This window comes from Kineosporia sp. NBRC 101731 (assembly GCF_030269305.1).
In the GTDB taxonomy this organism is placed as follows: Bacteria; Actinomycetota; Actinomycetes; order Actinomycetales; family Kineosporiaceae; genus Kineosporia.
Genome location: NZ_BSTC01000014.1, coordinates 144932 through 169839, shown reverse-complemented (window position 1 = coordinate 169839; position 24908 = coordinate 144932). Strand labels below are relative to the sequence as shown.

19 protein-coding genes are annotated in these 24908 nt (G+C 70.6%); 9 read left to right on the top strand and 10 right to left on the bottom strand.

Annotation, left to right across the window (positions count from 1 at the left end):
- Positions 1-35: 35 nt before the first annotated feature.
- Positions 36-539: an Lrp/AsnC family transcriptional regulator gene (locus QSK05_RS29760; RefSeq protein ID WP_285600696.1), complete on the top strand. Its 504-nt coding sequence runs from the start codon at positions 36-38 to the stop codon at positions 537-539.
- Here the strand turns inward: QSK05_RS29760 and QSK05_RS29755 are convergent.
- The 4 genes from QSK05_RS29755 to QSK05_RS29740 form a co-directional block, all read right to left on the bottom strand.
- The gene (locus QSK05_RS29755; RefSeq protein WP_285600695.1) at positions 529-1755 is read right to left on the bottom strand and encodes a trans-sulfuration enzyme family protein; all 1227 of its coding nucleotides are present in this window, start codon (positions 1753-1755) and stop codon (positions 529-531) included. The two genes, QSK05_RS29760 and QSK05_RS29755, sit on opposite strands and share 11 nt — an antisense overlap.
- A 28-nt stretch (positions 1756-1783) precedes the next feature.
- Entirely contained in the window at positions 1784-2659 is an 876-nt protein-coding gene (locus QSK05_RS29750) for a pentapeptide repeat-containing protein (protein WP_285600694.1), read from the bottom strand.
- A gap of 309 nt (positions 2660-2968) precedes the next feature.
- Positions 2969-4456 carry a hypothetical protein gene (locus tag QSK05_RS29745; protein ID WP_285600693.1) on the bottom strand — a complete coding sequence of 496 codons (1488 nt, stop codon included), beginning with the start codon at positions 4454-4456 and terminating at the stop codon, positions 2969-2971.
- Between the two features lie 19 nt (positions 4457-4475).
- Positions 4476-5090: a DedA family protein gene (locus QSK05_RS29740; RefSeq protein WP_285600692.1), complete on the bottom strand. Its 615-nt coding sequence runs from the start codon at positions 5088-5090 to the stop codon at positions 4476-4478.
- 97 nt (positions 5091-5187) lie between these two features.
- Here QSK05_RS29740 and QSK05_RS29735 point away from each other — a divergent pair, with 97 nt between their 5' ends.
- Positions 5188-5991: an MBL fold metallo-hydrolase gene (locus tag QSK05_RS29735; protein ID WP_285600691.1), complete on the top strand. Its 804-nt coding sequence runs from the start codon at positions 5188-5190 to the stop codon at positions 5989-5991.
- 13 nt (positions 5992-6004) lie between these two features.
- Here QSK05_RS29735 and QSK05_RS29730 read toward each other — a convergent pair whose 3' ends face one another.
- The gene (locus QSK05_RS29730) at positions 6005-6925 is read right to left on the bottom strand and encodes a glycoside hydrolase family protein (protein ID WP_285600690.1); all 921 of its coding nucleotides are present in this window, start codon (positions 6923-6925) and stop codon (positions 6005-6007) included.
- A 75-nt stretch (positions 6926-7000) separates the two neighbouring features.
- Entirely contained in the window at positions 7001-9115 is a 2115-nt protein-coding gene (locus QSK05_RS29725; RefSeq protein ID WP_285600689.1) for an alkaline phosphatase family protein, read from the bottom strand.
- Positions 9116-9245: 130 nt separating this feature from the next.
- Between QSK05_RS29725 and QSK05_RS29720 the strand changes: the two genes are divergently transcribed.
- Both QSK05_RS29720 and QSK05_RS29715 read left to right on the top strand, forming a co-directional pair.
- Positions 9246-9425 (top strand): hypothetical protein, encoded by a 180-nt coding sequence (locus tag QSK05_RS29720; RefSeq protein ID WP_285600688.1) that lies wholly within the window; start codon positions 9246-9248, stop codon positions 9423-9425.
- The gene (locus tag QSK05_RS29715; RefSeq protein WP_285600687.1) at positions 9422-10384 is read left to right on the top strand and encodes a nucleoside hydrolase; all 963 of its coding nucleotides are present in this window, start codon (positions 9422-9424) and stop codon (positions 10382-10384) included. The genes QSK05_RS29720 and QSK05_RS29715 overlap by 4 nt, the downstream gene beginning before the upstream one ends.
- 30 nt (positions 10385-10414) lie before the next feature.
- Here QSK05_RS29715 and QSK05_RS29710 read toward each other — a convergent pair whose 3' ends face one another.
- Both QSK05_RS29710 and QSK05_RS29705 read right to left on the bottom strand, forming a co-directional pair.
- Positions 10415-12643 (bottom strand): RelA/SpoT family protein, encoded by a 2229-nt coding sequence (locus QSK05_RS29710; protein WP_285600686.1) that lies wholly within the window; start codon positions 12641-12643, stop codon positions 10415-10417.
- 313 nt (positions 12644-12956) lie between these two features.
- Positions 12957-14609, bottom strand: a complete 1653-nt coding sequence (locus QSK05_RS29705; RefSeq protein ID WP_285600685.1) for a PucR family transcriptional regulator — start codon at positions 14607-14609, stop codon at positions 12957-12959.
- Positions 14610-14761: 152 nt separating this feature from the next.
- Between QSK05_RS29705 and QSK05_RS29700 the strand changes: the two genes are divergently transcribed.
- The 4 genes from QSK05_RS29700 to QSK05_RS29685 all read left to right on the top strand — a co-directional run bounded on the left by QSK05_RS29700 (position 14762) and on the right by QSK05_RS29685 (position 20862).
- Positions 14762-16219: a GGDEF domain-containing protein gene (locus QSK05_RS29700; protein ID WP_285600684.1), complete on the top strand. Its 1458-nt coding sequence runs from the start codon at positions 14762-14764 to the stop codon at positions 16217-16219.
- 60 nt (positions 16220-16279) lie between these two features.
- Positions 16280-17806 carry a CoA-acylating methylmalonate-semialdehyde dehydrogenase gene (locus QSK05_RS29695; protein WP_285600683.1) on the top strand — a complete coding sequence of 509 codons (1527 nt, stop codon included), beginning with the start codon at positions 16280-16282 and terminating at the stop codon, positions 17804-17806.
- Positions 17807-17820: 14 nt separating this feature from the next.
- The gene (locus tag QSK05_RS29690) at positions 17821-19164 is read left to right on the top strand and encodes an aspartate aminotransferase family protein (protein ID WP_285600682.1); all 1344 of its coding nucleotides are present in this window, start codon (positions 17821-17823) and stop codon (positions 19162-19164) included.
- A gap of 84 nt (positions 19165-19248) precedes the next feature.
- Entirely contained in the window at positions 19249-20862 is a 1614-nt protein-coding gene (locus QSK05_RS29685; RefSeq protein WP_285600681.1) for an amidohydrolase, read from the top strand.
- 13 nt (positions 20863-20875) lie between these two features.
- Here the strand turns inward: QSK05_RS29685 and QSK05_RS29680 are convergent, their stop codons facing one another.
- Complete coding sequence (locus QSK05_RS29680; RefSeq protein ID WP_285600680.1) at positions 20876-21484, bottom strand: hypothetical protein; 609 nt, start codon at positions 21482-21484, stop codon at positions 20876-20878.
- Between the two features lie 439 nt (positions 21485-21923).
- On the opposite strand from QSK05_RS29680, the gene QSK05_RS29675 reads away from it, so the two are divergent.
- Positions 21924-24266, top strand: a complete 2343-nt coding sequence (locus QSK05_RS29675) for a rhamnogalacturonan lyase (protein ID WP_285600679.1) — start codon at positions 21924-21926, stop codon at positions 24264-24266.
- Positions 24267-24417: 151 nt separating this feature from the next.
- Here the strand turns inward: QSK05_RS29675 and QSK05_RS29670 are convergent, their stop codons facing one another.
- Positions 24418-24810, bottom strand: a complete 393-nt coding sequence (locus QSK05_RS29670) for a PLD nuclease N-terminal domain-containing protein (protein WP_285600678.1) — start codon at positions 24808-24810, stop codon at positions 24418-24420.
- Positions 24811-24908 lie beyond the last annotated feature (98 nt).

Sequence of the window (24908 nt, the reverse complement as noted above, 5' to 3'; positions counted from 1 at the left end):
TTCTGCTTCATTGGCCGTCGTCGAAAGGATTGGCATTGAGCAAGCTGACACCTGTGGATGCCACCGACGCGCGCATCCTGCTGGCCCTGGACCGCGACCCCCAGGCCACGGTCGTCGCGCTCGCGAACGATCTGCAGCTGGCCCGCAACACCGTGCAGGCCCGGTTGCGGCGGATGAGCGAGAACGGCGCCCTGAGCCGGATCAGCTGCCGGGTCGAGCCCGAGGCCGTGGGGTACCCGCTGCTGGCACTGGTGACGGTGTCGATCAGCCAGCGCATGCGGGGGGAAGCCACCCAGGCCCTGGACTCGCTGCCCGAGGTGGTCGAGCTGCTCGCCACCACCGGCGACGGCGACCTGCTGGCGCGGGTGGTGGCGAAGGACACCGGCGACCTCAACCGGATCACCGAGATGCTCGTCGACATGCCTGGTATCGAGCGCACCAGCACGGCGATCGTGCTGCGGCGGGTGCGGTCGCTGCGGATGGCCCCGCTGCTGGAGCGGCTGACCGGTTCTGCTGGTTCTGCTGGTTCTAGGGAGTGATCCGGGTCCGGTCCAGCGCCGAACCCAGGTCGCGCAGCAGGTCTTCGGTGTCTTCCAGGCCGACCGACAGGCGCAGGTGGCCGTAGCGCAGGAACGGCGGCGGGTAGTTCTCGCTGCCGCCCCGCGCGTCCGGCCCGACGTGCACGATCAGCGACTCGTCGTGGCCCAGGGAGACGGCCGACGTGATCACTCCCAGCTGTGCCACGAACCGGTTCTGGGTAGCGGAGTCACCGGCCAGCGCGAAGGCCATCATGCCCCCGAAACCCCGGCCGCCGAACTGTTCCCGCGCCAGGTCGTGCTGCGGGTGCGACGGCAGGCCGGGATAGGCGACGAACGCGATGCGGGGGTCGTCCGCGAGGAACCCGGCGATCCGTTCGGCCGAGGCCAGATGCTGTTTCAGCCGCAGCGGCAGGGTCACCGAGCCGCGCATGATCATCCACGCGTTGAACGGCGAGATCACGCCGCCCACATCGACCAGGGCGTCGTGGCGGAGGCGGCCGATGGTCTCCGCGTCACCGATCACCGCACCGCCCATGGCGTCGCCGTGGCCGTTGATGTACTTCGTCAGCGAGTGGACGACCAGGTCGGCGCCGTCGGTCAGCGCGCGGTAGAGCGGTGGTGGGGTGAAGGTGGCGTCCACGGTCAGCCGGGCGCCGGCGCTGTGGGCGATCTGCGCCAGCTGCCGGATGCCGGCCACCTTGGTGGTCGGGTTGGCGATGGTCTCGACATGGACGATGCGGGTGTTCGGGCGGATCGCGGCGCGCACGGCGTCCAGGTCGGCGACGTCGACGAAGGTCGCCTCGATGCCGTAGCGATCGGGCAGCAGCTGGGCGAACAGGCGCCACACGGCCTCGTAGGTCACGTCCGAGACCACCACGTGGTCACCGCTCTTCAGCAGTGTGAAGAACACCCCGTGCAGCGCGGCGACCCCGGTGGCGAACACTGCCGCCGCCTCACCACCCTCCATCGCCGCGAGCTTGCGCTCCAGACCGGCCTGGTTGGTGTTGCCGTTGCGCGTGTATAGCGGCCGGTCGGTGGCCGACCAGTTCATCGCCGCCGGGTCGTCGGGCAGCCGGTAGGAGTTCGCCATCACCAGGGGCGTGCGGATCGCCCCACTGCCCCCGTCCACACCGTTGCCGCCGTGCACCGCCCAGGTGCTGTCACCCACACTGGCCGGATCGTGCTTGTCGGGCCGACGTTCGTCGAGATTCTCCATCACCGCACCCTAATGATCACCCTGATGATCAGCGCATCACGTACCGCCGGGCCACCCGGTAGCCGCCCTGCCAGGGCACCGACGCGTCCCTGATCTGGAGTGCGTGGTGATAGTCCCAGCGGGTCGACCCGTCCCAGTGCGCGTCGGTGAGCTCGACGTTGAAGGCGGACGCACCGCTGAGGTCGGCCCCGCGCAGATCGGCGCCGGTCAGGCTCACCGACGAGAGCCGGGCGTCACGCAGGTCGGCGCCGGCCAGGTCGGCGCCCTCCAGGTTCACCGGGTCCTGCCGCGACGACAGGCCCATGGTGATGCCGCGCAGGCGGGCACCCTGCAGCCCGGCGCCGGACAGGTCGGCCCCCGCCAGCGTGGCGCCGCTCAGGTCGGCCTCGCCGAACCGGGCCGCGGTCATCCGGGTCTCGGTCAGGTGCGCGCCGTCCAGGTGGGCGTGCGCCAGGTCGGCGGTGGAGGCCTCGGCCTGTTTCAGATCGGCTCCCGACAGGCGGGCCCAGGTGAGCCGGGCTCCGCGCAGGTCGGTACCGCGCACGGCAGCGTCACCCAGATCGGCGTGGTCGAGGTCGGCATCGTGCAGGTCGGCGTTGCACAGGTCGGCCCCGTGCAGGTGCCCGTCGCGCAGATCGGCGGAGCCGAGCTGGGCGCCCTTGAGATTGGCCCAGGTCAGCACGGTGTGTTCCAGCCGGGCCCCGTGCAGGTCGACCCCGGCCAGGTTCGCTCCCTCGAGGTTCGCGCCGGTCAGGTTCGCACCGTGCAGGTCGGTGCCCCGCAGATCGGTACCCCGCAGGATGCACCGGCTCAGGTCGGCGCCGTCGAGCCGGTAGTCCCGCAGCCGGGTGTGGCGCAGGTCCCGCCCGGCCAGATGATCTTCGGCGTCGCTGTTAGCAACCATGCCAACAGGTTCTGCCTGTCCTGGGGGAGCGGCGACCCGATCAAGGGTGGACGCGCACGGCCCCTGTGCGGGGGCCCGACGGGTCCCTCGGAACGAACCGGGGCGAGCCGGACCACCCGCTCGGCGCAGCTACTCGGACCGGCCCGAGACCACCGGGGACGTGGGACGTGGGATATGGCGACCCCTCACCCCTTGTTCGTGATCATGCAAAACCTCCCCGGCGTTCTAGAACTCTGTGGTCGACAGTTCTAGAGGTCTGGGGAGATTTTGCATGATCACGAAGATAGGAAAGAGCAGGGGCGCCGGCCGTCAGAGGCGCTCGGCCAGCAGGGCCCTCACGACCTTCGGCAGCGGGCGCAGCATCCACCGGGCGAAACGCCACGCCATCTGGGTGAACAGGGTGCCCGCGGTGCCGACGACCAGCCCGGACACGAAGGTCTGCATGGCCACGCGTTCCATCGTGAAGCCGGGCTGCACGTCGGGCCACGACACGATGGTGACGTCGGTGATGAGCACCCGGGGGTAGGCGTCGCTGGACGAGCCGGTCACCAGCCGGGCGGTCAGCAGGTGGTCGCCGGCGCTGCCGTCGGCCAGCGCGATGTAGCGGCCGGAGGCGGGCACCGGGTAGCGCGTGAGGCTGATGAAGACCGGCACGGCGTCGAGCTCGATCAGGATCTGCTCGGTGCCGTCACCACCGTTCACCTCGATGTCGAAGGTGATCAGCCCGTCACCCGGCAGCAGACGCAACACCTTGGCAGACGCGGGAAACCGCCGGTTCAGGTGCAGCTCGACGTCGGTCACCCGGCTGTCGCGGTGCGGGACGGGCAGGGGCCGCTGGGCGCCCATCAGTTGTTGCAGGCCGGCCCGGCGCCCGAGCACCAGCGGCTTCTTGCGGCCCCGGGAATGGTAGTAGGAGGAGAGGTGGCTGACATCGGCGTCGTGCAGGGGCGACCAGCCGTACCCGACACCGCGCGCCGCCTCGCGCACCGAGAGCGCGTACCAGTCCACGGCGTACAGGTGCGCTTCGGAAACTGCCTCGAAGAACGTGGGTTTCAGGGCGAGACCGGCGTACAGGGAGACGTCGACGACGGCCGACATCCCGCCCTTGCGGTGGTAGGGACGCCCGAACACCGACGCGTACGAGTCCACGAACGGGCCCTTGTCGTCGCGGGTGGGGCGGATACGCGGCAGCACCACGTCGATCAGGTCGGCGGCGCCACTGAGCCGGCTGAGCCGGTTCTCCGGGGCGTCGAGCAGCGTCACCTGGCGCGGGGCGCGGCCCAGGGCGGCCGCGGCGTGCACGGCGACGGCGCTGCCGTGACTGTGACCGATGAGGTGGAGCTGGGCCTCGTCCTGATCGGGGTTCTTCAGCGACTGCTGCAGGGCCGCGGCCAGACGCCGGCCGTTGACCTGGGTGGCCTGGCGCGAGCGGTGGGCCATCATCAGGCCCACGTCGGTCGCGGACTCGTCGATCCACGAGTAGTGCAGCACGCAGTGGTCGGGGCCCAGCGCTTCCAGGGCCCCCAGCAGCTCCACGTGGTACGAGCTGAGGGTGCGCCCGACCGGATCGACCAGGCGCGGGTCCCAGGCCGGCAGGGCGGGCACCAGGTCGGTGATGGCGTGCAGCCGCTCCTGCAGCCGGAAGCCGGGCTGCCAGCCGTGCACGAACACGTGGACGTAGCGCTCGGTGATGCTCGACTCCTCGACAGGATGGAACATCACCCCGTCGAAACGGCTCAGCCGACGTAACGGAGTGTCCCACCCTGCTCGCGCAGCGGCACCGAATCCCAAGCGCACGGTCCTACTTTGGCAGTAGTCACGGGTGCCCCGGGGAGGCGGGGGAGCGGCGGCGGTTCACCCGGGCGACGATCTGGGTCACCACCAGCGCGATCACCAGCGCGGCGACCACTCCTTGCCAGGGCTCGGGGAAGATGCTGCCGCCCACGGTGCCCATCGCCCCGTAGACGATCGACCACAGCGCGCAGGCGGGCGCGTTCGCGACCAGGAAGGTGCGCCAGTCGAGCCCGAGGAACGCCGCCGCCAGCAGCACCGGGATGCGCCCGCCCGGTAGCAGTCGTGACACCAGCAGGGTCTGCAGGGGGTTGGCGTTCAGCCGGTCCTCCACCGCGCCCAGGTGCTCCTCGTCGCGCAGCCAGCGCAGCCGGCGGGCCATCGCCCGACCGCCCAGCCGGCAGATCGCGTAGGTGGCCAGGTCGCCCAGGTAGGCCCCGGCCGCCCCCAGCGCCAGCACGACGACCAGCACCCAGGGCTCGTTGTGCCAGGCGAACGCCGCCGAAGCGCTCACGGCGGCCCCGGTCGGCACCACCGGCACGATCGCGCCCAGCGTCACGGTCAGGAACAGGCCGGCCAGGGCGGCCGCGCCCAGACCCGAGGACAGGTCCACGGCATCGGCCGGAGTGACTGCGTGCACGCCCGTGAGGCTCCTGTCCATCCATCTGCATCTGTGCTCAGTTCGGGCCCGTCACCTCGACGTGCCGGGCGGGTCGGCCCAGGAGCATGCTGGCACGGTGTTGGACGAAATGGTTCCCCCGGCGGACGCGGACAGCCCTCTGATCTCCTGGCTGGGTCATTCGACCGTGGTGCTGGAGGCCGGGGGCGCCCGGATCCTGACCGACCCACTCCTGCTCAGACACAACGGGCCGCTGCGCCGTCGAGGCTCCCGACCGTCCTCAATTCTGTGGGAAGAACCCGACGCCGTGCTGCTCAGCCACCTGCACCACGACCACGCCGAACTGCGCTCGCTGCGGCTGGTGGCCCCGGCCCCGGTGCTGACGGCACCGGCGAACGCGGTCTGGCTGCGGGCCAGGGGACTGAACGGGACCGGTCTGGAACCGGAGCAGGCGCACGACGTGCCGGGCACCAAGGCCCAGGTGCGCCTGGTGCGCGCCGAGCACGGGCACCGGCCGATGCCGCACCGTCCCAACGCCGTGAACGGTCATCTGGTCACGGCGCCGGGCCTGTCGGTGTGGCTGGCGGGCGACACCAGCCTGTACGACGGGATGGAGCGTCTGCCCGAGCTGGCCGGCGGCCGGATCGACCTGGCCGTCGTGCCGATCGGGGGCTGGGGGCCGCGGCTGTCGGGCGGTCACATGGACCCCGAACAGGCGGCGCAGGCGTGTGCCCGGGTGGGTGCCCGGGCGGCGGTCCCGGTGCATTGGGGAACGCTGCGCGCACCGGTCGTGGGTCGGTTCCCGCGCGGGTGGATGGACGCGGGTGGGCCCGACTTCGTGCGGGCCCTGGAACGGGTGGCCCCGGACTGCCGCCCGATGGTGCTGGGGCTGGGCGAGCAGGCCGGGATTCCCGTGCTCTAGGGGCCTTGAAATCTCAGCCGGCGGCGCGGTAGGCCTTGCCGGCCTTCGTGGCGGTGCCGTTCGGACGGTACAGGCCGGTCTCGTCCTTGCCGTTGGTCGAGGTCGGGAAGGCGAACCAGGAGTAGTGCTCCACGTAGGAGAGCTTCTGGAGCATGGCCGTGGACTGCTTCACGAACGTCGCCTGGTTGGCGGCCGTCGGGAACTTGCTGCCCGCGCCGAAGTTGATCAGCGAGTACTCGGTGATCCAGATCTTCTTCTTCGGGTACTTCTTGTGCACCCCCTGGATGTACGACTTCAGCTGCTGCGTGGCGTTCTTGCTGTTGAAGTCGGAGCCGTACCAGTGCAGCGTGATGAAATCGACGCGGTAGCCGCGCTTCTTGGCGCCCTTCATGAACTTGTCGAGCCACTGGCCGTTCTGGTCGGCGCCCCAGGCCACGGCCGGGCTGCCCAGACGCATGTTCGTCTTCTCCAGCTTCGGCCACAGGTTCAGGGCCTTGGTCACGCTCATGTTCGACTGCTCGGCCAGGTCCGGCTCGTTGAAGCCCAGGAGGGTGTCGCCGTTCTTCTTCGCCGTGGCCAGATTGGCCGTGGTCACCGAGTCGGCGCCCCAGATCATCGGGACGAAGTCCACGCCCTTCGGTGCCTTCACCCCGTTCGGGGTGGGCGACCAGTTGTAGAACCAGGAGACACCCGAGTTCTTCAGGGACTTGGTGATGCCCTTCTGTTTCCAGAGGGCGGCGCCCTTCTTGACGCTGCCGATGGTGTCCTTCTTCGCTGCAGAGGCTTCGGTCACAGCGGTACCAGAGGACGAGGTGGTCACCTTCGCGGTGTCACCGGAGGACTTGTTCACGGCGGTGGCCGCGGTGGCGGACGCAGTCAGGGCCACGGCCGCGGTGGCCACGAGAGCGGTGGTGCGCTTGGTCAGGGACGGCATGGTGGTCGAGCCTAGGACCCCGCGGAGCCGACCGGAGTAGGACCAAGGTCCTGGTGCCGGTCGTGTGCGGAGATTTCACGCAGGCTTGGACTGGTCTTGAATGTCGGCGTCCGGAAACACTTCCTGGGAGGGTGCCCGGCGCGCACCGCAGCGTTCCAGCCAGCGGACGAGCTGCTGGTGCACGACGTCGGCGCCGTAGAGCAGTTCCTCCCCCTCGACCGAGCGGTCGAGCAGGTCCTCGTCGACGAACCAGCCGGCCGGGTGCACCAGCGCCGCCTGGTTCTGCCAGCCGCCCAGCCCGCCGTGGGAGCCGACGAGTTCCTCGAAGGCGTGCACCTCACCGGTGCGCGGGTGGATCGAGGAGTGCACGTACAGGTCGGGGCAGTTCTTCATGGTGGCCACCCGCAGCAGGTCCTTGACGGCGCGGGGCCCGAACGGGGCCAGGGGGTCCTCTCCCTCCACGTCGTTCTCGAGCAGCAGGCGCACCCCCTTCGGCCCGATCACCAGGGGCCCGCGCACACTGTCGGCCAGCACGAAGCCCACCCCGGGCTCGGTGACCAGACCGGGGATGAGCCCGGGGTGAATCTCGGTGAAGGTCTCCACGGTCACCCGCCCGGGCCGGCGCGGGAACCAGACCAGGCCGAGGTTGCCGGAACCGACGACGACCAGTTCCGGGCGTTCCTCCTCCTCGTCCTCACTGCGCTGGGGTCCGACGAGCACACCGGCCGGGCTGCGGCGGCCGGCCCACCGGGCCTTCGGGCGGGACGCGAGCACGTCACCGAGCAGGGCGTTGACCGGGCCCCAGCCCTCCACGTCACCGGTCTCCTCGACGCTGCGGCCCTGCGGGGCGCCGCAGTACGAGCGCACGGCGGCCTCCAGGGTGCGCCCGGTGAGCTGCCGGAACGTCGAGCCCTGGCTCTGGCCGTGGTCGGAGAGCACCACGAACCGGTAGTCGCGCGGGGCGGCGGCGGCGACCCGCTCCAGCGTGTGCAGCACCAGGTCCAGACCGGTCAGCGCGTCCATCGCCTCACTGCGGGAGACCCCGGCGTGGTGGGCGATCTCGTCGTAGTCGACGAAGTCCACGAAGATCGACGGGGCCCCGGCCATCATGTGCTCGGCGACCAGCGCGACGTTCAGGTCGCGCAGCACCACGTTGGTCAGCCCGCGCAGCGCGACGTACGAGCCCCGGCGGCGGATCCGTGGCTCGATGCCGCGCACCCGCTGCTGGCGGCCCTGGTAGAGCTCCTTGACGATCTCGGCGACCGTCAGCACCAGGGCCCGGGCGAGGACGAACGGGCTGAAGAAGAAGCGGATGTACGCGCTGCCGGGGCCCAGGTCTCCCCGGCGGGCGGCACGGCTCATCACCATCAGGGCGGTCGGGGCGTCACCGCTGAACATGTTGCTGACGCTGACCCCACCGTCGGCCAGCAGACCGCGCCCGTCGGAGAGCCGGGCCTCGATCAGCGCGGCGTCGGCCGGGCGGTTGGCCACGATCAGCCGCCCGGATTCCTTCTCGTACCAGCGGAAGGCCGGGATGCCGTCGTTGCTGCCGTGCAGCAGCGCGGCCTGGCTGGCCGGGGTGGTCGAGGGCACCCGGGCCCACCACGGCATCATCTCGTGACTGCCCGAACGCACCCAGCGCGACAGCGTGGGCAGCACGCCGGAGACGATGCCGTTCTGCAGCAGGGGATAGGGCAGGCCGTCGATCTGCACGATGACGACCCCGGCCGGGTCGTCGTAGCGGTGCTGCCGCCCGGCGCGGCGCCGACGGGACTCCCCGCGCCGGATCAGGTCGGCGACCAGGTAGGAACTGTCGTTGACCCCGACCAGCCACCGGGTGCACGCGGCCAGCAGGGCGGCCAGCAGCAGGGTCTGCGCGACCGCGTCGATCCCGGTGAACACCACCCCCGGCACCACCAGCAGCGCGGTCATGATCAGGACGAGCTGGGCGCTCAGGCCCAGGGCCAGGGCGGTGAAGGCCCCGGCCAGCCCGGCCACCAGGCGCAGGGCCGGTCGCACGAGCGCGTCGAACGCGGCGGTCACCGCGGCCACGGCGAACGCCCACCACCAGTGGTCGATCTCCAGGTCGGCGAGGATCCACGACGACACCAGGAGAGCGGCGGCGTTCGGCACGAGGCCGATCAGGGCGTCGCGCAGGTCCCGGCTGCTGATGTTCAGCCCTTGCGGCATCCGGGCAGGTTACGGGGTTCCCGCCGGGTGTCCGGCGTCACAGGAGGTCGATGAAATATTTGAACCTTCAACTACCTTGATGCTGGTGTGGCTGCCGAACGGGCGGCCCCCGGATCGCAAGGAGCACGACATGACGCACGTCAGCATCATCGGTAACGGCAACATGGGCCCCGTCATCGCCGACCTCGTCACCCGGGGTGACAACACGGTGGAGATCCTGGGCCGCGACGACCGGCCCCGGAGCTCTCCAGCACCCCCACCAGCTAGATTCCTCCCGTCAGACCTGGACGTTGGAGGAAGAAACCCGTGAGCATCCCCCTGGTGATCGACACCGATACCGCGCAGGACGACTGCGTCGCGATCCTGGCCGGCCTTCTCACCGAGGGAGCCGACCTGCGGGCGATCACCATGGTGGCCGGCAACGTCGGCTTCGACCGGCAGGTGCGCAACGCGTACCTGACCCTGAACGCCAGCGACCGACTCGGTGCCGTACCCATCTACCTGGGCTCGCGTCGTCCTCTGGTACGCCCCTGGGTCTCCGCCGAGAACGTGCACGGTGACGGCGCCGGCGGCCTCGACATGGACTTCACCGGTCTGGAGCCCGAGACCGAGCACGCCGTCGACGCTCTGCTGCGCCTGGCCGACGAGGCCGCCGGTGAACTCAGCATCGTGGCCATCGGGCCGCTGACCAACATCGCGCTCGCGGTCGTCAAGCGGCCCGAGTTTGCCCAGCAGGTCAAGCATCTCGTGGTGATGGGCGGCTCGAACAACGCCCGCGGCAACATCACCGCCGCGGCCGAGTTCAATTTCTACGTCGACCCCGAGGCCGCGAAGATCGTGTTCGACGCCGGGTTCCACGTCACCGTCGTGCCCTGGGCGCCTCTCACGTTGCAGCAGGCCGTCTTCGGACGCCCGGTGCTCGACCGCATCGCCGCGATCGGTACCCCGCTGTCGGAGTTCTTCACCCGGGTCTGCTCGTCCACCCTGGCGTTCGACGAGAGCGTCGGCATTCCCGGTACCACGCACCCGGACTCGCTGTCGGTGGCCGTGCTGCTGCGCCCGGACCTGGTGACGAGGTCGGCGCAGTACCACGTCGACATCGAGACCGGCTCCGAGCTGACCCGCGGCTACGCGGCCATGTCGTGGGGCGTGCACGGCCTGACCCCCAACGCCACGGTGGTCGAGGAGATCGACGCGCCCGGCTTCGAGAAGTTCCTCCTGGACATGCTGGCCACGCCGACCACCCCGCCGAGGCCCTTCACCGCCTAGACCCCCCGGATCACGAACGAAGAGCGTGCTTCAGCGCACCAGGGCCGAGCGCACCCCGGGCAGCTCGCGCAACCTCGTCGACAGTTGTGACCGGCTGCCCGGGTGCACGACCTCGTAGGTCTGGTGCCCGGCGCCGTCCTCACCGATGTACGAGGACGACGACTCGATGTCGCAGCCCAGGTCGGCCAGGGCCAGCACCACCCGGGCGACCATGCCCGGGGTGTTCTCGCAGACCAGGTCGATCATCGACATCTGCGAGCCGGCCCGGACCCAGGCCAGCCGGGCGTTGCGGGCCGGGTCCTTGGCCAGGTGGGCCAGGGCCTGGGGGCAGTCGGCGGCGTGCACCACGACGCCGCGCGTGCGCGAGAGCACACCCAGAAGACCCCGCCCGGGCACCGCGTGGCAGCAGCCCGGCCAGGTCAGGCTCACGCCGGTGAGGCCCGGGGCGGTGACGTGCAGGAGCGGCACGCCCGCCGGGGTGGGAGCCGGGCCGGGCGGCAGGTCGTCCTCGAACCCGGATGACCCGGAGGATCCGGCCGGCCGGGCCGGGGCCGGGAGCGTGGGCGGGCCCGGGGCGTGCGGGGTGGAGGTGGCGGCCGCGGTGAGGACCTGCGAGAGGGTCTCCATCTCGATCCGCCCGGCGCCGACCTCTTCGGCCAGGAGGTCGAGGGAGTTCAGGCCGGTGGCCCGCAGCAGCGCGGTCTCGGCCTGGGCCCGGGGCAGTCGCCGGCGCGACAGCAACTGCACCAGGGCGGCCTCACCCGTGGCGCGTTCACTGTCGCGGCGGTGGCGGGTGTGCCAGGCCCGCACGCGCTGGCGGGCGCGGGCGGTGACGGTCCACTCCAGCCAGTCCAGCGACGGGCCGGTGGTGCGGCGGGTGATGATCTCGACCGTGTTGCCACTGATCAGGCGGGTGCTCAGCGGTACCAGGGCGCCGTTGACACGGGCCCCGGAGGTGCGGTCACCGATCTCGGAGTGCACGGCGTAGGCGAAGTCGACGACGGAGGCGCCGGCCGGCAGCGAGATCACGTCACCGCGCGGGGTGAGCACCCAGATCTCCTCGGACGTCAGCTCCCCGGCGACGGCGGAGAGGTATTCGCTGTCGTCGACGTCGTGCCAGTCCAGCACCCGCGACAGCCACTGCGGCTCGACGCCGGTCTCGTGCTTGTAGGCGTGGTGCGCGGCGCTGCCGTGCTCGGCGGCGGTGTGCATCTCGTGTGTGCGCACCTGGACCTCGACCATGCGCCCGTTCAGCAGCACGGTGGTGTGCAGCGAGCGGTAGGCGTTGAACTTCGGGCGGGCGATGTAGTCCTTGAACCGGTCGGGCACGGGTTCCCAGAGCGCGTGCACCAGACCCAGCACCCGGTAGCAGTCCTCCACGTCGTCCACCACGACCCGCACGCCGATCAGGTCGTGCAGGCTCTCCAGGTCCCGGCCGCTGGTGTGCGTCTTGCGGTAGATGCTCCACAGATGCTTGATCCGGCCGGTGATCTCGTGCCGGCCGGAGCTGTTGCCCGAGCCGTTGCCTGAGCTGTTGCCCGAGCCGTCGGCCGCGTCGAGATGTGCTTCCAGGGCGCTCATCGCCTCGTGGAGCGTCTCCTCCAGGTGCGGGCGGTTGATCAGCTCGGCCCGCAGTTCCAGGTACTCGTCCGGGTAGGCGACTGCGAACGCGCGGTCCTCGAGTTCGGCCTTCAGCAGGGCGAAACCCAGCCGGTGGGCGAGCGGCCCGTGGATGGCCAGCGACTCCCGGCCGATCCTCGCCGCCTTCGCCGAGGGCAGGGAGCCGATCGTGCGCAGATTGTGCAGCCGGTCGGCCAGCTTGATGGTGACCACCCGGGGATCGGCGGCCAGGGCCACGAACAGCTTGCGCAGGCGCGCCGCCTCGGTGGTGTCCGGGTCGTCGCCGCGCACCGCGGCCACCTTCGTGGCGCCGTCCACGAGCACGGCCACCTGCGGGCCGAAGGTGGTGCGCACGTCGTCCAGCGTCACCTCGGTGTCCTCGACGGTGTCGTGCAGCACCGCGCCGATCACCGTGGCCGGCTGGGCCCCGAGCCCGGCCACGATCGTGGCGACCGCGAGCGGGTGCGTGATGTACGGCTCGCCGCTGCGGCGGAACTGCCCGTCGTGGGCCCGGATGCCGTAGTCGACGGCCTTCCTCAGGTCGTCCCGGGCGGCCGGGTCCCAGTCCGCGACCGCTCCCTCCAGGCTCACCACGGCCGCGGCGATGTAACGGTCGTCGGTCGCGGGATCGGCAGGCACCCGGGTGCGATCGGCAGGAGACGCGGTGGGGTGAAGCTTTCGCTCCCGCCCTTCGTTCCCCGTGTGACGCACGAGAATCGACAATAGGCGGTAAAGCGGATGCCCGCGCGTCCGGTCGGCGGATGGCGCTCAGGACGGGTGCGCTGTGGGCGCCGGTGCGGCCACTACGGTCTCACCTGCGGATTTGCCGATCAGGACCGCCGCGACGAGCAGGTACCGTCGTCCGGTGGGCAGGCGCATGATCTGACGTCGGGCCGGGCGGGGGCGCGGTTCAGCCGGGTCCGGGGCGCATCATCCAGGCGATGCGGTCCGCTCACTCGGAGCGACGGAACCGGGCCAGTTCGTCGGCCAGCAGGGCCACGTGCAGCGAGACCCGGATGTCGGGGTCGTCGAGGTCCAGGCCCAGCAGCTTCTCCAGGCGGGCCAGCCGGTCGTAGAAGGCGGCCCGGGACAGGTGCAGGGCCGCCGCGGCGCCGGACTTGCTCGCCGGGTGGTCGAGCAGGGCCCGCAGCACCGGGAGCAACGGGGCGGTCCGGCCCCCGGGAGCGGCGTCGTGCTCACGCAGCGGGCCCAGTTCCCGGTCGGTGAACAGGCGCAGGCGGTCGTCGTCGCCCAGCAGCGTGAGCAGGCCGCGCAGGTGCACGTCCTCGAGCCGGTGGACGCCGGTACGCGCCGGGGCGGGGCTCCCGGACGTGCGCACGGGGAGGGAGTCGGCGACCTGGCGGGCCTCCAGCAGGGTGCGGTCGATCGTGGCGGGATCGGGGGAGACCCGCCCGGCGCAGATCAGCACGGCGTGCCGCTGGGCCACCTGACCGGCGATCCGGTCGACGGCCCCCTCGACGTCGGCGCCGCGTGGGATCGAGACGAGAACCTTGATCTCCCGGTCAATCTCGCAGACCAGGGCCGGCGTGCGGGTGGCGTGGGAGGCGCCCACCACCGAGGCGATGATGTCGTCCAGGTCCTGCCGGCCCGCACCCACCAGGGCGGGGCGGAACACCAGCCCGACGAACCGGCGGCGGTCCACCGGCAGTCCGGCCAGTTCGCAGCGTTGCAGCACGTCGTCGGACGGGGGCCCGGTCTGCAGGGTCACCAGCAGCTCGTGGTGACGGCGCCGGGTCAGGTTGTCCCGGTCCCGGTCGTGGAGCCGGTGCAGGGCCAGCGACGCGGCGGCCCGCTCCGCGACGGCGACGAGCCGTTGCGACGGTGGGGCGGGGGAGCCGATCACCAGGCGCCCCCACGAGCGGTCCCGGGTGCCCAGGCGGGTCACCAGCCAGCCGTTGTCCTCGTGCCAGCCGGTGCGCCCGGTGATCGTGACCCGGGACGAGCGGGCCTGCCAGCCCTCCAGGAAGGTGTGGGAACCGTCGGGACCGGGCAGGAAGTCCAGAGGCCGGTGCTGCTCGTTCTCCAGCACGACCGGTGCGGTGGCCAGCGTGCGCACGGCCTCCAGCACCTCCAGGTGCCCGGCCTCGCCGAAGCTCAGCTCGGTGAACGTCTCGTGCACCCGTTCGGCGTCGCGCAGCTCGGCGACCTGCCGGTCCACCACCAGCTCGCCGACGGTCTGGATCACGGCCGCGAAGCGGGTCTCGTGGGTGAGCGCCACCAGCGGCAGGCCCAGGTCCTCGCACGCACCGACCAGGGCGGCCGGCAGCCGGTCCTGCCAGCGTCGTCCGTACTCGACCATGATCCCCGCGCACTCGGCCTCGGCCAGACTGCGGGCGAACCGGCGCAGCGCCGCCTCGTCGATGTCGTCCGGCAGCCCGACCCCGGTGGTCAGCACCAGGTCACCCGGCCGCAGGAGCGGGGCGATGTCGGCCAGTTCGGTGGCGTGCACCCAGCGCAGAGGCCGGTCCAGCCCGTCGCGGCCGGCCAGCACCACTGGGCCGCCCTGGCGGACGATGGGCAGGCGCAGCACGTCGGCGACGGTCAGGAGCGCCGTCGGGCCGGCCGGGGGACGAGGGTGGAGCACACCTGACAGTCTGCCTGAGCCGGGTCCCGTCGACCGTCGGTGTGTCGTGCCGGGCCTCACGGTGGGTAATGCCCCGCCGCCGGAGTCTGCACCGAACGGGTCGGGGTGCCGTCGGGACGTGAGGTATGCGCCGGGCCGGTCGAAGATGGATCATGACCACGCGGGCAGGGCTGAGCAGCGGGACGACGGGTCTGGCCGCAGCCGTGTGCCTCACGCTGATCGTGGCCCTGGCCTTCATCGATCCGGCGACCGGGGCGGCCATGGTGGTCTACGCCGGCGCCGTGGCCTGCTCGGCCGCCTTTCTGGTCCTGGCCGTACGGGGCATGCCCGCCCGTCTCCGGCGTCCCTGGTACTTCCTGCTGACCATGCAGGTTCTCGCCCTGGCGGGGGAGATCTATTCGGCCGTCCTGACGTTCCGGGGCCTGGAGGTCTGGTCGCTGCCGGTGGATGTGCTCTACACCAGCTCGTACGTAATGACGGCCTGCGGGGTGATCGCCCTGGACCGGCAGCGCAACCACCGGCCCCCGTTCGGCGGGATGCTCGACGCCGCCGTGGTCACGGCCGCGGCAGCAGTGCTTTCACTGGTATTCGTCGTGCTGCCGTTGCTCACCGACACCTCTCAGGGCATCGCCTCCCGGGTCAGCGGCAGCGTCTACCCGCTGATCGACGTGCTGCTGGTGTTCCTGGTGGCCCGGCTGCTGATCGCCAGTCCGAACCGCTCGGCCGTGGCCTACTGGGTGGTGGCAGGGATCGTCTGCTCGCTGACGGCCGACGTCGCCCTGAACGTCAGGGTGCTGAGCGGCGACTACGCGTTCCCCGGCTGGATGAGCATGGCCTGGGCCGGCTTCTTCCTGCTGGTGGCGTGCGGGGCCGTGAGTGCCGGTCGCGAGGGTGAGGTGTCCCGGGCCCCGGTCGTGCAGGGCGTGGGGCTGACGATGACCCGGCTGGCGGTGCTGGCGTTCTCGGCGAGCCTGCCCCTGGCCGTGCTCATCGTGAGGGCCTCGGTCGGTGAGTACGAGGGGGCCGTGCTGCTCGGGATCGGCTCACTGGTGTTGCTGGCCATGGTGGTGGTGCGGATCTGGACGTTGCTGCAGCAACTGCGTCACCAGTCCGACGAGATGTCCCGGATGGCCCGCACCGACCCGCTCACCGGGGTGGCCAACCGCCGCTCGTGGGACTTCGAGCTGGCCCGGGCCATGGCGCTGGCGCGCAGCTCGGGAGCGGTGCTGCTGGTGGCGCTGCTCGACCTCGACCACTTCAAGAAGTACAACGACGCGTTCGGGCACCAGGCGGGCGACGACCTGCTGCGCGAGGCGGCCCGGGCCTGGAGCCTCGGGGTCGGGCCACAGGGGCGGATCGCCCGGTGGGGTGGTGAGGAGTTCGCCGTCGCCCTGCGCTGCCCCGGGGTCGAGGCCGGGCTGCACACGCTCGACGAGTTGCGTCGCCTGGTGCCGTTCGGTCAGACCTGCTCCATCGGGGTGGCCCGCTGGAACGGTACCCAGGACCCGGCCGGGCTGCTGCGCACCGTGGACGTGGCGCTCTACGAGGCCAAGGACTCGGGGCGAAACCGCACCGTACTGGCCCCGGACGACGTTGTGTCCAGGAATTAACACGACCGCCGACGGATTGTCGGCGGCGATCAAGGGCCCGGCGTTGCAGCATGCTGAACCATGAGCGCAAACATCACGCACTGGGTCGACGGGGCCGAGTTCGCCGGGACCTCACAGCTGTGGGCCGACGTCACCAACCCCGCCACCGGCAAGGTCAGTGGACGCGTGGCCCTGGCGAGCGAACGGGACGCCCAGTTCGTGATCGCCGCCGCGGCCCGGGCGCAGGAGGCCTGGGGCGACACCTCCCTGGCCCGGCGCACGCAGGTGCTGTTCGCCTTCCGGGAACTGCTGAACGCCCGCAAGAGCGAACTGGCCGCCATCATCACCGCCGAGCACGGCAAGGTCCTCTCCGACGCGATGGGTGAGATCGCCCGGGGTCTGGAGGTGGTCGAGTTCGCCTGCGGCATCAACCATCTGCTCAAGGGCGGCCACACCGAGAACGCCTCCACCGGTGTCGACGTGCACTCCAAGCGCGCGCCCCTGGGTGTCGTGGGCGTGATCAGCCCGTTCAACTTCCCGGCCATGGTGCCCATGTGGTTCTTCCCGGTGGCCATCGCCGCCGGCAACGCCGTCGTCCTCAAACCCAGTGAGAAAGACCCCAGCGCCTCGATCTGGCTGGCTCAGCTGTGGAAGGAGGCCGGTCTGCCCGACGGCGTGTTCAACGTGCTGCAGGGGGACAAGGTCGCCGTCGACGCGCTGCTGACCTCGCCGGACATCCAGGCGATCAGCTTCGTCGGCTCCACCCCGATCGCCTCGTACGTCTACGAGACGGCCTCGCGGCACGGCAAGCGGGTGCAGGCCCTGGGCGGTGCCAAGAACCACATGGTGGTACTGCCCGACGCCGACCTCGATCTGGCTGCCGACGCCGCCGTCAGCGCCGGCTACGGCAGCGCCGGCGAGCGCTGCATGGCCATCAGCGTGCTCGTGGCCGTGGAGTCGATTGCGGACGACCTGGTCGCCCGGGTCGCGGAGCGGACCCGCACGCTGCTGATCGGTGACGGGGGCCGCGAGGCGACCGCGGGCCACGACCGGGAGGCCGACATGGGCCCGATCGTCACCCGCGCCGGCCGCGACCGGATCGCCGGTCTCATCGCCTCCGGCGAGAGCTCCGGGGCCAAGCTGGTCATCGACGGCCGTGAGGTGCAGGCGCGCGGCGGCGCCGACGGATTCTGGCTCGGGCCCACGCTCTTCGACAATGTGAAGCCCGACATGGAGATCTACACCGAGGAGATCTTCGGCCCGGTCCTGTCCGTGGTGCGGGTGGCGTCCTACGCCGAGGCGGTAGAGTTGATCAACGACAACGCCTACGGCAACGGCACCGCGATCTTCACCAACGACGGTGGCGCGGCCCGCCGTTTCGAGAAGGACGTGAACGTCGGGATGATCGGCGTCAACGTGCCGGTTCCGGTTCCGGTGGCGTACTACTCGTTCGGCGGCTGGAAGCGCTCGTTGTTCGGCGACACCCACGCGCACGGCACCGAGGGTGTGCACTTCTTCACCCGTGGCAAAGTCGTCACCACCCGCTGGATCGACCCGGCCAACCGGCCCTCCGGTGGTCTCCAGCTCGGCTTCCCGCAGAACGACTGAGGAGTTCCCCGACGATGTCAGATCTTGACGGTACCCAGGACCCGCAGCGGGCCTACGATCTCGACCGCGCCCACGTCTTCCACTCCTGGTCGGCGCAGGGCTCGCTGAACCCCATGGTCATCACCAAGGCCGAGGGCCCCTACATCTGGGACGGCGAAGGAAAGCGTCTGCTGGACTTCACCTCCCAGCTGGTCTACACCAACCTCGGCCACCAGCACCCGCGGATCGTGGCCGCGATCCAGGAACAGGCCGCGACGCTGTGTACGGTCGCGCCCGCCTACGTCAACGGTGCCCGCTCGGAGGCCGCGCGGCTGATCACCTCGCACACCCCGGGTGACCTGAACCACGTGTTCTTCACCAACGGCGGCGCCGACGCCAACGAGCACGCGATCCGGATGGCCCGGCTGCACACCGGCAAGCACAAGGTGCTTTCCACCTACCGCTCCTACCACGGTGGCACGCACCTGGCCGTGAACGTGACCGGTGACCCGCGGCGCTGGGCGAGCGACAACGGATCGTCCGGCACGGTGCACTTCTTCGGCCCGTTCCTGTACCGCAGTGTCTTCTCGGCGACCACGCCGGAGGAGGAGTCGCAGCGCGCGCTCGCCCACCTGGAGCAGGTGATCACTCTGGAGGGTGCCTCCACGATCGCCGCGATCGTGCTGGAGTCGATCCCCGGCACCGCCGGCATCATGGTCCCGCCGCCCGGCTACCTGGCCGGCGTGCGGGAGCTCTGCGACCGGTACGGCATCGTGTTCATCGCCGACGAGGTGATGTCCGGTTTCGGCCGCTCCGGGAAGTGGTTCGCGATCGACCACGCCGGTGTCGTGCCCGATCTGCTGACCTTCGCCAAGGGGGTCAACTCCGGGTACGTGCCGCTGGGCGGCGTCGCCATCAGTGACGCGATCTACGCGACCTTCTCCGAGCGCGTCTACCCCGGCGGGCTGACCTACTCGGGTCACCCGCTCGCCTGCGCGGCGGCGGTGGCGACGATCCGCACGATGGAGGACGAGGCGACCGTCGCCGCCGCGGCCCGGCTGGGCGAGGACGTGATCGGGCCCGCGCTGCGGGAACTCGCCGCCACCCACGACTGGATCGGCGAGGTCCGCGGCACCGGGGCCTTCTGGGCCCTGGAACTGGTGGCCGACCGCGAGACCCGGGAACCCCTGGCCCCGTACGGGGGCAGCAGTCCGGCGATGGCGGCGGTGCTGGCGGCGTGCCGGGAGCAGGGTCTGCTGCCGTTCGCCAACTACAACCGTATCCACGTGGTGCCGCCGCTGAACATCACGGACGACCAGGCCCGGGAGGGTCTGGCCGCCCTCGACGCAGCCCTGACCCAGGCCCGCGCCGCACTCTGATCGCACGTCGGCCCGGTCCGGACCTGCACGTCCGGACCGGGCCGAGGTGTTCCTCCGAACCCCCTTCGAACGGATATCCACCCGATGCCCGACCGCGCTGCTGATCTTGTCTTCGTCAACGGGCCCACCGAGCTGGCCGTGACCAGGGGTCGCATCAGTGCGGTCGGCGCCGGCGCGGCCGGGACGGCCGGTCCCGGGACCGAGGTGGTCGACCTGGCCGGGCGCCGGCTGTTGCCCGGGTTTCAGGACGCGCACGTGCACGCGGTCTTCGGCGGGCTCGAGCTGGGCCAGTGCGACCTGTCCGGCACCACCGACCTGGGGGAGTACCGCCGCCGGATCGGGGAGTATGCCGCCGCTCACCCCGAGCGCGAGTGGATCCTGGGGGGCGGCTGGTCGATGGAGAGTTTCCCGGGCGGGGTGCCCACCGCGAGGATGCTGGACGACGTGGTGGCGGACCGGCCGGTGTTCCTCTACAACCGCGACCACCACGGTGCCTGGGTGAACTCGCAGGCCCTGGGCCGGGCCGGTATCACCCGCGAGAGCGTCGATCCGGCGGACGGGGTGATCAACCGGGACGCGGACGGTCATCCGGTCGGGTGCCTGCAGGAGGGGGCGGTCGCGCTCGTCGCCGACCTCGCCCCGAAGGCGTCGGCCCAGGACCGGCTGGACGCCCTGCTGCGCGCCCAGAAGCTGTTCCACTCCCTGGGGATCACGGCCTGGCAGGACGCGATGCTCTGCGCCACGAACGGCTACCCCGACGTCTCCGACGCCTACCGGACCGCCGCGCTCGACGGCTCGCTGACGTCGTCCGTGGTCGGCGCTCTGTGGTGGGACCGTGACCGTGGCGCCGAGCAGATCCCCGAACTCGTGGCCAAGCGCGACCATTTCAGCGTGGGCCGGCTGACGACGTCCACCGTCAAGATCATGCAGGACGGGGTGGCCGAGAACTTCACCGCCGGAATGACCGTCCCCTACCGCGACTCCTGCGGCTGCGCGACCGGCAACAGCGGGCTGAGCTTCGTCGACCCGGCGGCCCTGCGCGAATACGTCACCGCGCTGGACGCTCTCGACTTCCAGGTGCACGTGCACGCCCTCGGTGACCGGGCCGTGCGGGAGGCCCTCGACGCGATCGAGACCGCCCGCCAGGCCCACGGATTCCGTGACACCCGGCCCCATCTCGCGCACCTGCAGGTCGTGCACCCGGACGACGTGAAGCGTTTCGCCCAGCTGGGGGTCACGGCCAACCTCCAGCCGCTGTGGGCCGCCCACGAGCCGCAGATGGACGAGCTCACCATCCCCTTCCTGGGTGGCGACCTGGCCGACCACCAGTACCCTTTCGGCGACCTGCACCGGTCCGGCGTGCGACTGGCGGCGGGCAGCGACTGGCCGGTCAGCAGCCCCGACCCGCTGGCCGGAATCCACACCGCCGTCAACCGGCAGGTCCACGGCCACCCCTCACCGCCGTTCCGGCCGTCCCAGAGCCTCGACCTGGTCACCGCCGTCGAGGCGTACACCGCGGGCAGCGCCTACGTGAACCACCTCGACGACACCGGCGCCCTGACGGTGGGCCACCGCGCCGACCTGGTGGTGCTCGACCGTGACCCGTTCGCCGGCCCGCCGCAGGAGATCGGTGCGGCGGCGGTGGATCTCACCTTCGTCGACGGTGCCGAGGTGTACCGGTCCGGATCTGCTTCCTGACGGCCGGTCGGCCTCAGATCACCTCGGGTGCCGGGCTTTCCGAGGTCCGGGCGGCCCTGGCGTACTCGTAGAGGTCGTCCAGGGAGGACAGTCCCGCGGCCTCGAGCACCAGCTGGTGCACGTCCGGGCACTGTTCGCGGGTGCGGGTGTCGAACTGGGCGTCGGCGAAGCTGCCGGCCTCGCCGACGCCGGTGGCCGCGATCGGCCGGGCCCAGAAGATGCCGAGGTTGCGGGCCGTCTGCTCCGGTGTGTAGCTGTGCGGGATGCTGATCATCTGCACCGGCAGCACCTCGCAGGCCACGTGCCCGATCCCGGCGACGCCGACGGTCGTGGCCATGTCGTACAGCACGTCGTTGGTGCGGTCGATCAGGTCGGCGTAGGCGGTCAGGGCCACCGGGCGGTCGTCCTCCACCGCCGGCCAGATCTTCGTCATCGTGGTCTCGATGTCGTCGAGCTCGGCCGTCCACGCGGCGTCCTGGTCGGGGTCCACGTCCCAGGTGCTGCTGACCGTGGGCACGGGGCCGCTGCCGAACGCCGAATGGGGTTCCGAGGTCACCGGGGCGCTCGTGCACGCGGCCAGCAGGAGCCCGGCCAGCGGCACGGCCGCCGTCGTTCCCAGCACCGAGAGCCTCATTGTTCCTTTCGGTCGCCCGGCGTGACGTGACCCGGGCCGCGCAGTCGACGTGGTGAAGGTTGTCCAGGCTACCGAGACCGATGGCCGTCGGCATGTCCCACCGGTCAGGGCTCCGGTGCCCGGCCGGACGCGCTGCGTCTCGGTCGCTCCCTGGCGCGGTGACCGGGAAGGTCGGCCACCTTCTTGTTCGTGATCAGGCAAAGTTTCCCCGGGGTGACTTTGCCTGATCACGAACGAAGGAACGCGAGGGCGACCGGCGAACGTCGGTGATCACCGCACCGGGCCCCAGATGTGACTGGACATCACCGCGATCGCCGGGGACGGACGTCCTCAATCGGTCAGTGGTCATTGACGTGACCGAATTGTCGGGTAAAGCTGACACCGCACCATCTGAAACGATTCAGCACGTGTCGGAGGAGACCCAAGGATGAGTCCCCGCACCAAACGCCTGCTCCAGGTCGCTCTGGCCGCCTCCTGTACCGCCGGGCTGATGCTCGGCGGCCCGGCGGCCGGCGCGACGACCACGAAGAACACCACGACCACGAAGAACACCACGACCACCACGACCACCACCCGGACCTCGGACCGGGAAGTCGCCGCCCAGCTCGAGAAGCTCGATCGGGGCCTGACCGCGGCCACGACCAGCGAGGGGGTTTTCCTCAGCTGGCGCCTCCTGAAGGCCGAGGCCACCGGATCGAGCGGGACCGGCCTGACCGGAACCGACTTCAACGTCTACCGGGGCGGGAAGAAACTCGCGACGGTGACCGGCAGCACGAACTACCTGGACAAGGCCGGTGACCCGAAGGCCACGTACCGGGTGGTGCCGGTGCGCAAGGGCCAGGAGTTCGGTAGCTCTGCCCGGGTGAAGCCCTGGGCGGGTAGCCACTACGACCTGCCGCTGCGTAAGCCCGCCGACGGCGTCACCCCGGCCGGCGAGGCGTACACCTACTCGGCGAACGACATGAGTGTCGGCGACGTGGACGGTGACGGGCAGTACGAGTACGTGGTGAAGTGGGATCCGTCCAACTCCAAAGACGTCTCCCAGGTGGGGTACACGGGCAACGTGTACATCGACACCTACGAGCTCGACGGCACCCTTCGGCACCGCATCGACCTGGGTGTGAACATCCGCGCGGGGGCGCACTACACACAGTTCCTGGTCTACGACTTCGACGGTGACGGCCGCTCGGAGCTGATGTTCAAGACCGCCCCCGGCACGAAGATCACCCGGTATGACAAGGCCGGGAAAGTCCTCTCGCAGAAATACGTCACGCTGCCCCAGGCCGATGTGAAGGCCGGTTACGCCAACACCGACGACTACCGGCTCAGTGCCGCGGGGTACTACGACCACATGGTGGCGATGTTCCGGGGCTGGAGTGACCGGAAGGAGGTGAAGAGCGGGCAGTGGCCGGCCACCCTCGAAGAGGCCTTCGGCATCGAGCAGCAGTACGACTACCCGCTGAGTCAGGCCGATGCCCAGAAGCTCACCGACTACTTCATGGACGTCTACGCACCCGCGCGTAGCACGCGTAACAACCTGCGGGCCTTCGCCGGGTTCATCGTCGACGGGCCGGAGTACCTGACCGTGTTCGACGGAGCCACGGGCCAGGAGCTCGAGACCACGCACTACAAGCCCGGGCGTACGGACGACGGACTCCTGTGGGGCGACTACGCGATGGCCCGCATCGAGCCGGGTAACCGGGTGGACCGATTCCTCGGCGGGGTGGCCTATCTCGACGGGAAGACCCCCTCGGCGGTCTTCGCCCGGGGCTATTACACCCGCACGACGCTGGTCGCCTACGGCTGGAACGGCCGGAAGCTCACCGAGAACTGGTACGTCGACAGCGGGTGGACCCCGATGACGAACCCGTTCAACGACTCACCGCACGGGCGCGACGGCACCAGCCCGGAGTACGGGAAGATCACCACGCAGGGCTTCCACTCGCTGAGCGCGGCCGACGTGGACGGTGACGGCAAGCAGGAGATCGTCTACGGCAGTGCGACGATCGACGACGACGGCAGCGTGCTCCACTCGTCCTTCGACACCCTGCCGGCCGGAAGTTCCGCCCCGGGCACGAGCGCCCGGCTCGGGCACGGCGACGCCATGCACGTCACCGACATCGACCCGTCCCGTCCCGGCCTGGAGATCTTCACCGTGCACGAGGGCGCCACGTCGGCGCCCTACGGGATGGCGATGAGGGACGCGGCGAGCGGCGAGGTGCTCTTCGGCACCTATTCGGGGGCGGACACCGGTCGCGGCATGATCGGCGACGTGCTGCCCGATCACCCGGGTCTGGAGAACTGGGCCAGCATGCCCGGCGGATCCGGTGCCCTGGGCCTGCACTCGGCGCAGGGCGATCTGCTCACCGGCACCAGCCCGGGCACGAACCAGAGCATCCGCTGGTCGGGCGACCTGACCACGCAGATCCTGAGCGGTTCCGGCGACGTCACCCCGACGATCGGCGACTGGTCGCGCGGCACGCTACTGACCGCCGAGGGCACGCGGGCCAACAACGGCACCAAGGGCACGGCGAGCCTGGTCGCGGACGTGTTCGGCGACTGGCGGGAGGAACTACTGGTCCGCACGGCCGACAGTTCCGCGATCCGGGTGTACCTGAGCACCGAGCTGACGAACCACAAGCTCTACACCCTGATGCAAGACCCGCAGTACCGCGTCGAGGTGGCCCGGCAGCAGACCACCTACAACCAGCCCTCGTACCCGAGCTTCTACCTGGCCTCGGACACGGACTGGTCCACGGTGCCCCGCTAACCCCCCCCAAACCACCACCCCTTGTTGTGATCATGCAAAACCTCCCCGGAGTTCTAGAACTGTGAGAGCTAGAGTTCTAGAACGCTGGGGAGGTTTTGCATGATCACGGAAGAATGGGTGGGTGGTGCTTCGCAGCGCCCCAGCCTCAGCCCTAGACGCCTTCGCCGAGCTTGCGCTCGCGCTCCTTCAGGCTCTCCTCCCACTTGCGCAGGGCCTCTTCGTGCTCGCGGTCGACGCGTTCGGTGTCGCGGCGTAGTTGCTCGTCGATGGCGGCCGCATCGTGCCGGTCAGCACCCGGGCGCTCGTACTCGGGGAAACCGGCCGTGGCCGTCGAACGCCACGGCACCGGGTTGCCCGCCTGCGACGGCCAGGTGCGGCCCGCCACCAGCCAGGCGATCGAGCCGATCAGCGGCAGGAACACGATGAGCAGGATCCACAGCGGTTTGGGCAGGTTCCGCACCAGGGTCGAGTCGGTCTGGATGCAGTCGATGAGGCAGAAGATGAGCAGCCCCAGCTCGATGAGCACCGGCAGGAACCGCACCATCAGAATCTCCTAGGTCAAGGCACGAAGTGTCACCAGCTGCCGGATCGTAGCGCCCTCACCGCCGCCGGGCATTGACTTTTTGATCACCTTTGAACCCT